Origin of the sequence: Winogradskyella haliclonae (assembly GCF_014635865.1) — a bacterium.
Taxonomy (GTDB): Bacteria; Bacteroidota; Bacteroidia; order Flavobacteriales; family Flavobacteriaceae; genus Winogradskyella; species Winogradskyella haliclonae.
Window position 1 is genome coordinate 1603488 of sequence record NZ_BMDQ01000001.1, and the last position, 12953, is coordinate 1616440.

At 33.0% G+C, this 12953-nt stretch carries 14 protein-coding genes; 5 read left to right on the plus strand and 9 right to left on the minus strand.

Going from position 1 to position 12953, the window contains the following annotated elements; genetic code table 11:
• The first annotated feature begins 6 nt into the window (after positions 1-6).
• From IEV10_RS07405 to IEV10_RS07425, 5 genes are read left to right on the plus strand one after another with little or no spacing between them, the layout of a single operon-like run.
• On the plus strand, positions 7-285 hold the full coding sequence (locus IEV10_RS07405) for a riboflavin synthase subunit beta (protein WP_188374040.1): 279 nt from the start codon (positions 7-9) through the stop codon (positions 283-285).
• A complete protein-coding gene (gene mutL / locus IEV10_RS07410) occupies positions 285-2153 on the plus strand; it encodes a DNA mismatch repair endonuclease MutL (RefSeq protein WP_188374041.1) in 1869 nt (622 codons plus the stop codon). Before IEV10_RS07405 ends, mutL begins: the two co-directional genes overlap by 1 nt.
• Entirely contained in the window at positions 2150-2911 is a 762-nt protein-coding gene (locus IEV10_RS07415; protein ID WP_229719623.1) for a rhomboid family intramembrane serine protease, read from the plus strand. The genes mutL and IEV10_RS07415 overlap by 4 nt, the downstream gene beginning before the upstream one ends.
• Positions 2912-2913: 2 nt before the next feature.
• Positions 2914-3783, plus strand: a complete 870-nt coding sequence (locus IEV10_RS07420) for a rhomboid family intramembrane serine protease (protein WP_188374042.1) — start codon at positions 2914-2916, stop codon at positions 3781-3783.
• A gap of 6 nt (positions 3784-3789) precedes the next feature.
• Entirely contained in the window at positions 3790-4803 is a 1014-nt protein-coding gene (locus tag IEV10_RS07425; RefSeq protein ID WP_188374043.1) for an endonuclease/exonuclease/phosphatase family protein, read from the plus strand.
• Here IEV10_RS07425 and IEV10_RS07430 read toward each other — a convergent pair.
• The 9 genes from IEV10_RS07430 to IEV10_RS07470 form a co-directional block, all read right to left on the minus strand.
• Positions 4795-5109 carry a DUF6122 family protein gene (locus tag IEV10_RS07430; RefSeq protein WP_188374044.1) on the minus strand — a complete coding sequence of 105 codons (315 nt, stop codon included), beginning with the start codon at positions 5107-5109 and terminating at the stop codon, positions 4795-4797. The genes IEV10_RS07425 and IEV10_RS07430 overlap by 9 nt on opposite strands.
• On the minus strand, positions 5109-5723 hold the full coding sequence (locus IEV10_RS07435; protein ID WP_229719624.1) for a WbqC family protein: 615 nt from the start codon (positions 5721-5723) through the stop codon (positions 5109-5111). The genes IEV10_RS07430 and IEV10_RS07435 overlap by 1 nt, the downstream gene beginning before the upstream one ends.
• Before the next feature lie 5 nt (positions 5724-5728).
• Complete coding sequence (locus tag IEV10_RS07440; protein ID WP_188374045.1) at positions 5729-6961, minus strand: tetratricopeptide repeat protein; 1233 nt, start codon at positions 6959-6961, stop codon at positions 5729-5731.
• Positions 6961-8265, minus strand: coding sequence for an ATP-binding protein (locus IEV10_RS07445; protein WP_188374046.1), 1305 nt, complete (start codon positions 8263-8265; stop codon positions 6961-6963). Before IEV10_RS07445 ends, IEV10_RS07440 begins: the two co-directional genes overlap by 1 nt.
• A 5-nt stretch (positions 8266-8270) precedes the next feature.
• On the minus strand, positions 8271-9890 hold the full coding sequence (lepB, locus tag IEV10_RS07450) for a signal peptidase I (RefSeq protein ID WP_188374047.1): 1620 nt from the start codon (positions 9888-9890) through the stop codon (positions 8271-8273).
• Positions 9891-9953: 63 nt separating this feature from the next.
• Complete coding sequence (gene dapB, locus IEV10_RS07455; RefSeq protein ID WP_188374048.1) at positions 9954-10655, minus strand: 4-hydroxy-tetrahydrodipicolinate reductase; 702 nt, start codon at positions 10653-10655, stop codon at positions 9954-9956.
• Between the two features lie 11 nt (positions 10656-10666).
• On the minus strand, positions 10667-11269 hold the full coding sequence (locus tag IEV10_RS07460) for a DUF5683 domain-containing protein (protein ID WP_188374049.1): 603 nt from the start codon (positions 11267-11269) through the stop codon (positions 10667-10669).
• Positions 11259-12161, minus strand: coding sequence for a ParB/RepB/Spo0J family partition protein (locus IEV10_RS07465; RefSeq protein WP_188374050.1), 903 nt, complete (start codon positions 12159-12161; stop codon positions 11259-11261). The genes IEV10_RS07460 and IEV10_RS07465 overlap by 11 nt, the downstream gene beginning before the upstream one ends.
• The gene (locus IEV10_RS07470) at positions 12161-12925 is read right to left on the minus strand and encodes a ParA family protein (RefSeq protein WP_188374051.1); all 765 of its coding nucleotides are present in this window, start codon (positions 12923-12925) and stop codon (positions 12161-12163) included. Before IEV10_RS07470 ends, IEV10_RS07465 begins: the two co-directional genes overlap by 1 nt.
• Between the last annotated feature and the right edge of the window lie 28 nt (positions 12926-12953).

Below are 12953 nucleotides of genomic sequence, written 5' to 3' on the forward strand. Positions count from 1 at the left end.
TTGATTATGGGATTACTTAAGACGAGAAAGAATAAAAGGTATAATTATACACCACGATATTATAAAGGCGAAGGAAGTCCTTATGAGTTAAAGCATAAATTTGATGACTATCGTACAACAGTAAACCCTCCAAAAGGCTTAAAAGCTAAGTTTAATGCAGCTTTAGACGATTACAAAAATAGAGACGAATCTGTAAATAAGCGTGTATTTATTATTGTAGCTGTGCTTATTTTGATATTCTTGTTTATTATTGATTTTGATTTATCTATTTTCTTCAAGAGCTAATGTCAGACATCATTCAACTATTACCAGACCATGTAGCTAATCAAATCGCTGCTGGTGAAGTCGTACAGCGTCCAGCTTCAGTCGTCAAAGAATTATTAGAGAATGCTATAGATGCTAATGCTTCAGAAATAAAACTCATCTTAAAAGATGCTGGCAAAACATTGGTTCAAGTCATAGATAACGGAAAGGGCATGAGTGTAACTGATGCGCGTTTGTCTTTTGAGCGCCATGCCACTTCAAAAATTAGGTCTGCAGAAGATTTATTTCAATTACATACAAAAGGGTTTCGTGGTGAGGCTTTAGCAAGTATTGCTGCCATTGCTCATGTTGAGTTAAAAACCAAACAAGACCGTGATGAGTTAGGCACACATATTCTTATAGAAGGAAGTACAGTAAAGTCGCAAGAAGTCGTTGTAACACCAAAAGGTACATCGGTTTCTGTAAAAAATTTATTTTTTAATATTCCTGCAAGACGAAATTTCTTGAAGTCAAATACTGTAGAGTTGAGACATGTCTCTGACGAGTTTCATCGTGTGGCTTTGGCACATCCAAATATTGGTTTTTCGATGTACCATAACGGCAGTGAATTGTTTAGTCTTCAATCGAGTAACTATAGACAACGAGTGGTTAATGTTTTTGGAACTAAAACAAATGAGAAGTTAGTCCCAGTTGAAGAAGAAACAGAAGTATTAAAAGTTTCTGGCTTTGTTGGTAAACCTGAGTTTTCTAAAAAAACAAAGTCAGAACAATTCTTTTTTGTGAACCATCGTTTTGTAAAAAGTCCATATTTAAATCATGCGATTAATGCAGCGTTTGAAGGTTTGCTAAAAGAGGGTTATCATCCTAGTTATTTTCTAAACTTAACGGTTGACCCTAAAACTATTGATATTAATATTCACCCAACAAAAACTGAAATCAAATTTGATGATGAACATACGCTTTATGCCATCTTGCGTTCATCAGTTAAGCACAGTTTAGGGCAATTTAATATTGCGCCAGTTCTAGATTTTGAAAGCAACACAAATTTAGACACACCATACGATTATAAAGATAAAGCAGGCAAAACACCAACTATAGAAGTTGACAGTACGTTTAATCCTTTTGCCAATGAAAGAACTGTAGCGCCTTCGTCGATTAGACACGGGCAGCAAAGACAATATACTAAAGCACCTGCTGCAAACTGGGAGAGTTTGTATGTTGGTTTAGAATCTAAAGGGAATAAGGTTCAAAATGATTTTGCCGAAGTTACCTTTGAGAGCCATCCTGAGACGGCCTCTATTTTTAAGACAGAAGACGTTGAGCAGGAGAAAACAACCTATCAACTCCGTCAAAAATATATTGTAAGTACCATAAAATCTGGGATGCTAATTATAGATCAAAATCGTGCGCATCAACGTATTTTGTATGAGAACTTATTAAAACAATTAACCTCAAAAGAAGCCACAACGCAGCAACTGTTATTTCCCATAAATATTGGTTTTTCAATAGCTGATGTCCAAATTATTAAGCAATTGCAATCCGATTTAGAGTTTGCTGGCTTTGAATTTTCTGAAGTTAAGGAAGAACAGGTCATTATTACTGGAGTTCCTGTAGGTGTTCCGGAGAGTGAGGTGTCTATTGTTTTAGAACAATTGATAAGTGATGTAGAAAATGATGTGCCAGACCAAAATTTTAGTGCTTCGGATTTATTGGCAAAATCTATGGCAAAAAGTTTGGCTATAAAAACAGGTCAGACTTTAAATTCAGAAGAACAAGAGCATATACTTAATAGTTTGTTTGCTTGTAAAGAACCATCGGTGTCACCAACAAATAAAACCACGTTTATCACGTTAAGTGTTGATGATATTGAAAAGAAATTTATGTCATGATTGGATTTAGATTAACAGATAGTGTTAAGCATTTGCTTATTATCAATATACTGATTTTTGTAGGTGTACAACTATTAGGAAATAGTTATCCATTATATGAATGGTTTTCTGCATTTTTTCCTTTGAATGATAACTTCAAGTTATGGCAGCCCTTGACCCACATGTTTATGCACGGTGACCAGAATCATATTTTCAGCAATATGCTAATGCTATTTTTTATTGGTCCAATTGTTGAAATGGGATTGGGTTCAAAGCGATTCTTATTTTTATTTATTTCTGCAGGTTTAGGAGGATTGTTATTAACATATCTTATTGATTTTATTCAGTTTCAAATGGCACTAAATGATTTGTTGAATGCAGGTTTTAGTAAAGTTGAAGTTTTTGAATTAATAAAAGAACGTAAGTATGCCCTGAGTTGGCAGGAAGTATTAAGTCAGAATGAACTGAAGCATTTAGTTGGAAATTATAATACGACTTTAGTTGGTGCTTCTGGTTCTATTACTGGTATTTTGGCTGTTTTAGGTTTAATGTATCCCAATAGAGAACTACAGATGATATTTCCTCCCATTCGCTTGAAAGTAAAGTATTTGGTAGTTGGATTGATAGGTTCAGATTTTATTTCAGCATTACTTACGGGAACACCATTATTAGGTCAGAGTAACATTGGTTATGTTGCTCACGTTGGTGGTGCTATAACTGGAGCTCTCATTTTCTGGTTTTGGAAAAAGAATAGTATGAATAAATACCGTTGGAATTAGAAATGAGTACGTTTCAAGACTTAAAATATAAATACAATGGCCTTAATACGTTTGGTAAGATTATAGTTGCCAATGGCATTATTTTTATAGCTATTATTTTATTAAGAGTTTTAAGATTGGGAGCAGTCAGTCGCTTTTTTGTATTGCCTTCTGATTTTGATGATTTTATATGGCAACCTTGGTCTATAGTTACGTATAGCTTTATACATACAGATTTATGGCATCTGTTATTCAATATGCTGTTTCTGTTTTACTTATCACGCATAGCAGTCAATCTTTTTAGACTTAAGCTCGTGCTCAATGTGTATGTATTAGGCGTTATTATAGGAGGTGTGTTGTACATGTCTATTGCTAATCTTTGGCCTACTGATTTCTTTGGAGCTGGTGGTACTTTACGTGGTGCTTCTGCTGGTGTTGCTGCATTGTTATTATTTGTTGCGACTTATATGCCAGAGTCAGAAATACGACTGTTTAATTTATTTAATATTAAATGGAAATACATTGCTCTGATATTTATAGGTCTAGATGTTTTTAGAATGTTACTTGGCCTCAACTCAGGAGGTTATGTCTCTCACATTGGTGGCTATTTGTTAGGATTTTACTACGCTAAGAAATTACTTGAGGGTAAAGACATTGGCTCAGGTTTTGAACGTCTTATGGACCGTTTTATGAGTTTGTTTAAACCTAAGTCTAATCTAAAAACTGTATATCGTAAAAACCGGAAGTCTGGTTATGCCGGAAAGACCAAAACCGAATTTGATACGTTTAATAAACAGAAGCAAATAGATGTAATATTGGATAAGATAAGCAAAAGTGGTTATGAGAGTTTAACTGCAGAAGAAAAAGAATTCTTATTCAAGGCTGGGAAATAGCGATATATGCGCAAACTTAAATTTATAAATAAGATTATCTTTTTTGTCAATTCTTTGGCTGCTTTCTTATTACTAGTATCATACATATTACCATACATTCCGCCTAAAAGTTTCTCTTTGCTTTCTGTATTAAGTTTAGCTGTTCCGGTACTTATTGTTTTAAATATATTGTTCTTTTTGTATTGGTTGCTTAATGCAAAAAAGCAGCTGTTGTTATCACTTTTTGTTTTATTAATTGGGTTTAGCTATATCACATCTATATACAAATTTACGGGTTCTAAAACCGTAGATGACGCCTCTAACTTTTCAGTAATGAATTATAATGTGAGGCTTTTTAATTTGTTTGAATGGCTTCCTAGCAAAACTGTAGAAACGGATATCTTAAAGTTTATAAAGTCTGAAAACCCAACTATTATTAGCTTTCAAGAATACCGTAAAAGTGATGATTTTAAGTTGAAAGGTTACGAGAAATTTGAGAGTGTTTCTGATGGGAAGGTAAAAAGTGGTCAAGCTATTTTTTCAAAATATCCTATAATTAATTCTGGCTCTATTGCATTTCCAAACACGTCTAATAACGCCATATTTGTCGATGTCGTGAGGCAAAAAGATACGATTAGGATTTATAATTTGCATTTACAGTCTTCAAAGATCAGTACAGAAGTCAGTGAGCTTAAAAAGGAAAGTTCAGAAAAATTAACCAGACGCATCGGAGAAGTTTTTCAAATGCAGCAATTTCAAGCTGAGTTAGTATTGGCACATAAAGCCAAATGCCCATACAAATCTATTATTACTGGAGATTTTAATAACACAGCTTATTCTTATGTTTATGACAAAATTAAAGGAGACCTAAAAGATGCTTTTGAACTGGCTGGTAATGGCTTTGGTAAAACCTTTGATTTTAATATAATTCCATTACGAATCGATTTTATTCTGGTAGATGAGTCCTTCACAGTTAATGGTTTTAAAAACTATGATATTAAACTCTCTGACCATTATCCAATTAAGGCTGTTTTAAAGTAACATAAAACTGCAGTCTACAGCATCAGCAATAATATGTATTAATAGCCCTAGCCCAAGTAAACGTGTTGGTTTTAGCAATGCTAAAATTAAATATATGGTAATAGCATAATAGCTATGTAGAATGTGGTAGTTAATACTACAGCGATTTGGGTCAAAAATTGGATTTGCTAACAAATGATCTAGGTCTATAAGTATTCCTAAGAGCATAATTGCATAAGCTGTTTTCCATTTGTTCCTGAAAAAAAATAAGGCCATAAGTAATGGGCCTATAAAATGAATACCGTAATGTAGTATTGTTTGCAACATTACAGTTTTGGTATTTGTGCTTCTAGGTAATTGAGAGTATTAGGACCTTCATTAAATAATAAATCCAAGATGCTTAGGTTAGGAAAGTAACCATGCTTATCAGTAAAGACTTGAGTGTACGTATTAAATTGAAAATTGGTATTTTTTTTTGCATTTACCAAGTATCTATAGTCGTTTGTAGTATGGTCTGGTACTATAAAATCTTCAGATAACGAATAGCTTTTTTGTAGTTCTAAAGCTTCTAAAATCAACTCGAAACATTTTAGATTTAAATCTAATAGGTATTTAAACGGCGTCTCAAATATTGGTTTTAAGTCGTCAATGTAAAACTCGTAAAAAGGCGACATGCGATAGGCCGAATCTAAAGATTTTAAATGCTGCAATTGCCAGTTGTCTGTAGTTGAAATTTGAACATCTTTTGATTGTTGTCGTAGCTTTTGCGTGTAAGAAACAGGTACTGATAATACTAATTTGCCATTGGCGCCATAAATCTCACTACGATTTCTATAGGTTTGCTTTTGGTAATTGTCGCAGACTTCAAAAATTAAATCTTCAGAAGTTAATATTGCTACAAAATGCGAAATATTAGGAAAATATGTAGGATGTAATAACAATTATATTATCTAAAAATTAAACTTGCTAACCATGTATAAGCTACAAAAAGAATTATTAAAGTAGTAAGTAGTGTTTCTAAATCATAACCTATAATATAACCAATAATTGGTGCTAACAAAATTATAGAACCATAGATATAATCAAAGATTTTTGAGTCTTTTTTATAATTTAATGGAGCCTTTGATAATGGCAGCGTTGCTGCTAAACTTGATAAACTTAATAGGAATAATATGTCAAGGTTTAATAATAAATTAGCCAAATAACTCACTATTGAAATTGAAAATAGTGCAAGCATAGTTTGACCACTTTGACGAGAGTCTTTATCTAGTAAATATTTTCCATATTTATCAAATAACAATATCATATTAGATATTGGTTCCATTATCCATGTGCCTAAAGCAAAAAGTAGATAAAGAATAATTAATGGTAACGCTAGAAAAGATAAACCACTAAAAGCTAAAAGTTTCACTGAAAACCTATAGACTAAATAGATGGCTATCAAAGAAAATATCTGACTTTTCCCAGATTTTTTTTGCATCCAAAAGGCATAACGTAAGTACCAATTATATATTACATTTTTTGCTTTTACAGCAGTTAGCATACCATCTCTGGCGTATTCATCATTAGGGTCTATTTTTAAAGATGCTTTAAAATGATGAAGAGCACTTTTTAAATTGTTGTTTTCTAAATGACTCCAGCCTACGTTGGCATGTGAGAATGAATTCTCTGGGTCATCATTTAATAAATTTTCTATAGTCTCTTGCGCTTCTTCTTTTAGATTTAGTTTTGTAAGACAGGTCGCTCTAGCATTTAAGCAGACTCTATTTTTGGCATCTATTTCTAATCCTTTATTAGCATAAAATAAGGCTTCGGAAAATTCTTTCTGATTGATTAATATATAGGATTTAGATCCAAAAAAATCAGCATTAAACGGATCAAGACTTATAGCTTGCTCGATATTTGCTTTTGCATTTTTATTATCTTCTTGATGAAGTGCAATTTGTGATAAAATATGATATGTAGGTGCATAATTAGGAGCAATTTTACGCAATTCTATCGATAGGTTTTTAGCATTACTTATATCATCAGTATTAAAATATGAATAAGCTAAAAAAAGTTTTGCTTCAAAATTATCAATATTTTGAGTTAATTCATTTTCAAAATATGGGATGGCGTCTTTAAATCTATTCAACTCATAAAGTTGAAGACCTCTTTCAAAATTTGAACTATTTTGCATTATCGATTAATTTTTAAATACAATAAAATATCATCGTATAAACCTGAATCATTAGAATATAATGCATAGTTCTTAGCTGAAGAAAACCATTCTTTTGTTGAAGGTTTCAATTTTGCAATAGCTTTAGTAATATCTTTTGTATTTAAAGGTTTCGGAATACCATCTTTAAAAGATTCTTGCAACTTTTCTTCAATTGCAATGTCTATACTTGCTTTTATATCTGCACCAGAAAAATTGGAGGATTTCTTTGATAGCGCTTTTATATCAATTTTATCAGTTGGCTTTCCTTGAAGTTGAATTTGATAAATACTCTTTCTTGCTTCAATATCTGGTGGAGCGACAAAAATAATACGGTCAAACCTGCCAGGTCTTCTAAAGGCAGGGTCAATATACCAAGGTGCATTCGTAGCTCCCAAAACTAAAATCCCATCATTATCTGAATCTATACCATCTAGTTCAGCAAGAAATTGATTAATAACTGTCCGGCCTGCATTTTTATTAATATCGTTTCGGTTTGCACCTAGAGCGTCAATTTCATCAATAAAAATTACGCAGGGTTTATGCTTTCTTGCAGTTTCAAAAATTTCATGTAGGTTTTTTTCAGAATTTCCTAACCACATATCTAATATGTCATTAATGCCAATATTAATAAAGTTTGCATTAATTTCACCAGCTGTTGCTTTAGCGATATGAGTTTTTCCGCATCCAGGAGGTCCATATAATAGGATTCCTCCACCTATTTTTTTACCATAGGCTTTATATAAATCTTTATGGAGAAGAGGTTTAATTATTTTTAAATCAATCTCTTCTTTTACCTTGTCCATCCCTCCAACATGTTGGAATTTTATATCAGATTTTTTTATAAAATTTATAGCATCATTGTCTGTAAAATCATCAGAACTATTTGCATTCTTAATTCTGAAAATGCTATCAAGCTCAGCATTTTCATATCGGGGATTTATTTCTAGAATCGATTGATAAATTTCTTTTGCTTCATTATTTTGATTGAGTTTCATCAATGTTTCACAATACAGTTCTAGCACTTCAATACTATCTGAATTTGAAGCAATTTCTTCTAATATTACTTCAGATAAATTATATTTTCCTTGTTTAAAATAGCAAAGAGCTAAAAGGTATTTATGTTCTTTTGAAGAATCTAAATCTAAAACATTAAGTATATATTTCTCAGCGCTTACATAATCCATATTATTCATATAAATAGTATGCACTTGTATATTCAGAGGTATGTTATCAGGTGAAAACTTTAAAGCTTCTAGCAAGTTGTTTAGTAAAGAATCATTCATCTTTTTTAAGATTTTGCTTTTGCTTTTTTCTTCTTCCTCCAGCGATTAAAGAATGTAATTCCAAAAATTACTGCTAAAAATGGTATAAGATAAGACACTCGCTCGCCTTTTCCGTTTACGGTTGTAAAAACACGGTCCCAGCGTATGCTCCAATTTTTAATGCCATCGTTAATACCATCGATACTCATCCAAATAAATACAGGTTTACCAATAACGTGGTCAAATGGGACAAAGCCCCATGCGCGAGCATCAATGGAGTTGTGTCTATTATCTCCCATCATCCAATAATAGTCTTTTTCAAAAGTATATGAATTCACGACTTTACCATCTAAGATGACTTGGTTTCCTTTAGCGTATACGTTATGGCCTTCATATTCTTGTATGAGTCTGTCATAAAGTGGTAAATTTTGTACTGTTAATTTAGTTGAATCTCCAGCCTTAGGGATATATAATGGGCCAAAGAAATCTATGTTCCATGAATAATTTGGATCACGTGGAAACGTTCCGCCATAAACGCCTTTTTCTTGAATATTTCTCTTAACGGATAATACTTCTGGATGATTTTTTATTTGAGCAATAGCCTTATCAGACGCGGCATTTATTCTATAGGTTCCGTCAGGCGTTTGAATAATACCATCATCAATATCTGCACGATTGAGCAATGCCAAAATTCTATTGATATCTGTCTGACTTCTTAATTCATTTTTAAATTTTATATCATAAGAAAACTGAAGTTCTCCTCTATCTGGAAGTTCATTCTTTTTACCATTAATATAAACATAACCTTCTCTGATTTCTAGAGTGTCACCAGGAATCGCAACACAACGTTTTACGAGATTTGTTTTTTTGTCAATGGGTTTGTAATAATTACGGTCCGGTGTAAATATATTCATATCCCTTAATGTATCAGCAGGCTGACCAAAAACAACGTAGTCGTTGTTTTTTATTTTTTCGAAAGCAGGGAATCTAAAATAGGGTAATTGTAATTTGTTTTTCCATGATGTATTGCGCTTTTCAAAATTATCATCATATAAATACGATTTTACACCGACTACAGGTATAGTGTCATGTACCATTGGTGTACCTACTGTTGTCATTGGTGCACGTGCTCCATAATGTAGTTTGCTTACAACTAAAAAATCTCCTACTAAGAGGGATTTTTCTAAAGATGATGACGGAATTACAAAAGGTTGAAAAAAGTAGGTATGGACAATTGTTGCAGCAACAATGGCAAATAAGATAGACGTGATCCACTCGCCAGCAGATGTTTTTGGTTTTAATTTTCTATCCTTGATAAAATCTACATCAGCGATATAGTTTAAATAATAGAGGTAGAATCCTAAAGTTGCTATGCAAATTAATGCGTCTAACTTGGTATCCTTTCCAAAAGCTCTTGCGGTTTCTACCCAAGTCGCAGGAATCATGATAAGATTTACAATTGGTAAGAATATAAGAATAACCCAATACCAAGGACGTGTAATAATCTTCATTAAGATTATGGCATTGTACACAGGGATAAATGCTTCCCAAGCTTGTCTTCCTGCTTTAATATAGAGTTTCCATGTGCCAAGTCCGTGTATAACTTGTAATATCAAAAATAAGATTAGCCACTCAGTCCAGTTCATATATTTTGTTTTAATCTACTGTTGGTAGAAAAGTATTACTATTTGTTTCAAATTTTGTGCAAATTAACCAATATTTAAGACGTCTTTCATGCTAAAGACCCCTTTTTTATCAGCAATCCATTCAGCAGCAATGACAGCGCCTAATGCAAAACCTTCTCTGTTATGAGCTGTATGCTTTATTTCAACTGAATCAACTTCAGAGTTATAGCTTATAATGTGAGTTCCAGGAACGTCTTCAATACGCTTGGCATCAATCTTTATTTCATCAGAATTTGGGCTATCTAAAGTCCAATTCTTGTAATCCGAAGTTTTAATAATATCGTTAGCTAGCGAAATTGCTGTTCCGCTTGGTGCATCTAACTTCTGCGTATGATGAATTTCTTCAATACCAAGATGATAATCAGGATACTTCGCTATTAGTGATGCTAAAACACGATTGACCTCAAAGAAGATATTAACACCTAAGCTAAAGTTTGAGGCATATAAAAAAGCACCATTGTTGGCGTTACAATGTGCTGTAATATTGGTGTAATGCTCAAGCCAACCAGTGGTCCCAGAAATTACAGGCACATTGGCATTTATAGCACTTTTAATATTTAAAACTGCAGTAGAAGGTATGCTAAAATCTATGGCAACATCAGCATCTTCAAAATGTAAAGCTTTGGTTTTACTATTAGCTTTGAAGCATATTGAATGCCCACGCTCTATAGCAACACGCTCAATAATCTTTCCCATTTTACCATAACCGAGTAAAGCTATTTTCATCTGTTAAAAATCTAAAATTTGAAATTGACTGTGACTCCTAAATCTGAAGAGTCTTCCATAGGATTGTACTGAAAATGAGGCCGCATGGCTAAATTTTCGTCAACATTAAATTGTAACAAGTGCGCATCAACATTAGCATCAATAATGTTAAGTACATAAATGCCAACAGTGACTAAAGTTGCAATATCTCTATTGCGCCTAAACTGACGTTGTGCCCTTATAAGTCCATCATCTGAAATTACAGGATTAGCTCCAGAGCCAAAAAATTCATCGTCGGTAAAACCTGCTAAACGTCTTTTAAAAGCGTCTCGATACCGGTTATACTGCCTGTTATTAAAATCATAAACTAGAATGCCACCAGTAATGCCTCCAAGTACGATAGGAATTTTCCAGTATTTCTTATTATAGGCTTGACCTAATCCTGGTAGTATTGCAGAATAGAATGCTGCTTTAGATGGCCTTAATGGGTCTATTTCTCTTTTGGTTAGTAGGGCTTTGTCAAGTGTTAAGTCATCTATTGTTGTATCTATGGTACTGTCTCTTTGTACTTGAGAAAACCCAAATACCGAAAATAAAAAACAAATTAATAAAAAGGTAAGTTGCTTATTTAGCACTTTTAACAAGTTTTATAATACGGTTAAAATCTTCTTCAGAATGAAAAGGGATAGAAATTTTTCCGCTACCATTCTTAGCTAACTTAACGTCAATTTTATGACCAAAGTATTCCGAAAATTCCTTAATACCTTTTTTAATTGGTTTAGGAAGTTCGTTTACTTCAGATGTGTGTTTAACTTCTGTAGGGTTATTTAGATTTTTTACTAAGGCCTCAGTTGCTCTTACAGAAAGCTTATTGCTTATAATTTTTTCGTAAACTTCTAATTGATCTACTTGGCTTTCAATGTTAATCATTGCACGGCCATGACCCATAGAAATAAAGCCATCACGCATACCAGTTTGTATGATTGGATCTAGCTTTAAAAGACGTAAATAATTAGCAATTGTAGAGCGTTTTTTACCAACACGCTCACTCATTTGCTCTTGAGTTAGCTTAATTTCGTCAATTAATCGTTGGTAGGATAGTGCGATTTCAATAGGATCTAAATCTTGGCGTTGAATGTTTTCAACCAAAGCCATTTCTAAGGACTCTTGGTCATTTGCTATTCTTATATACGCCGGAATTGTAGCGTTTCCAATTAATTTTGAAGCTCTAAAACGACGTTCTCCAGATACGAGTTGGTATTTGTTAAATGCTAATTTTCGAACTGTTATCGGTTGGATAACACCTAATTCGCGTATTGAAGATGCCAATTCACGAAGTGTTTCTTCATTAAAATTTGTACGAGGTTGAAACGGATTCATTTCTATATCCTCAATATCCAATTCAACAATGTTACCAACGACTTTGTCAGCATTTTTGTCTTGAGCAGAATTTATATCATTATCTGGGTCTTTTAGTAATGCAGATAGTCCACGACCTAATGCCTGTTTTTTTGTTGCCTTAGCCATTATAAATTCTTTTTAATAATTTCTTTTGCCAAATTAAGATAATTTACAGCGCCTTTGCTGCTAACATCGTAATTGATGATGCTTTCACCATAACTTGGTGCTTCTCCTAAACGAACATTACGTTGAATAATCGTATCAAAAACCATATCGCTAAAATGCTTTTGCACCTCTTCAACGACTTGATTAGATAATCGTAATCTGGAGTCGAACATCGTTAAGAGCATGCCTTCTATATCTAACGCTTCATTATGTATTTTTTGTACACTCTTTACCGTATTTAATAGTTTACCCAAGCCTTCAAGCGCAAAATATTCACATTGAATAGGTATAATAACAGAATCTGCTGCAGTCAAAGCATTTAATGTTAGTAGACCTAAGGACGGCGCACAATCCATGATTATGAAATCATACTCATCTTTTATTTCTGCTATTGCTTTTTTGAGCATGTACTCACGTTCATCTTTATCTACCAATTCTATTTCAATGGCTACTAAATCTATATGTGCAGGTATAATATCTACATTAGGTGCGTTTGAAGAAACAATAGCTTCCTTAGCTGTTTTTGTGTGTTCTAAAACTTGATAAGAACCAATTTCTACAGCATCCACATCTATACCTAGACCTGAGCTTGCATTTGCTTGTGGATCGACATCTATTAGTAAGACGTTTTTTTCTAAAACACCCAGTGAAGCGGCTAAGTTTACAGAAGTTGTTGTTTTACCAACACCCCCTTTTTGGTTTGCTATGGCTATGATTTTACCCATTAATTGATTTGGTTGATTAAGGGTTTAA

What these genes read in the sequence shown, in the direction of transcription:
- IEV10_RS07445 (WP_188374046.1), bottom strand. Translation starts at nt 8,265, where the DNA reads ATGAATGATTCTTTACTAAACAACTTGCTAGAAGCTTTAAAGTTTTCA.
- dapB (WP_188374048.1), bottom strand. Translation starts at nt 10,655, where the DNA reads ATGAAAATAGCTTTACTCGGTTATGGTAAAATGGGAAAGATTATTGAG.
- IEV10_RS07425 (WP_188374043.1), top strand. Translation starts at nt 3,790, where the DNA reads ATGCGCAAACTTAAATTTATAAATAAGATTATCTTTTTTGTCAATTCT.
- mutL (WP_188374041.1), top strand. Translation starts at nt 285, where the DNA reads ATGTCAGACATCATTCAACTATTACCAGACCATGTAGCTAATCAAATC.
- IEV10_RS07440 (WP_188374045.1), bottom strand. Translation starts at nt 6,961, where the DNA reads ATGCAAAATAGTTCAAATTTTGAAAGAGGTCTTCAACTTTATGAGTTG.
- IEV10_RS07430 (WP_188374044.1), bottom strand. Translation starts at nt 5,109, where the DNA reads ATGTTGCAAACAATACTACATTACGGTATTCATTTTATAGGCCCATTA.
- IEV10_RS07405 (WP_188374040.1), top strand. Translation starts at nt 7, where the DNA reads ATGGGATTACTTAAGACGAGAAAGAATAAAAGGTATAATTATACACCA.
- IEV10_RS07465 (WP_188374050.1), bottom strand. Translation starts at nt 12,161, where the DNA reads ATGGCTAAGGCAACAAAAAAACAGGCATTAGGTCGTGGACTATCTGCA.
- lepB (WP_188374047.1), bottom strand. Translation starts at nt 9,890, where the DNA reads ATGAACTGGACTGAGTGGCTAATCTTATTTTTGATATTACAAGTTATA.
- IEV10_RS07420 (WP_188374042.1), top strand. Translation starts at nt 2,914, where the DNA reads ATGAGTACGTTTCAAGACTTAAAATATAAATACAATGGCCTTAATACG.
- IEV10_RS07415 (WP_229719623.1), top strand. Translation starts at nt 2,150, where the DNA reads ATGATTGGATTTAGATTAACAGATAGTGTTAAGCATTTGCTTATTATC.
- IEV10_RS07470 (WP_188374051.1), bottom strand. Translation starts at nt 12,925, where the DNA reads ATGGGTAAAATCATAGCCATAGCAAACCAAAAAGGGGGTGTTGGTAAA.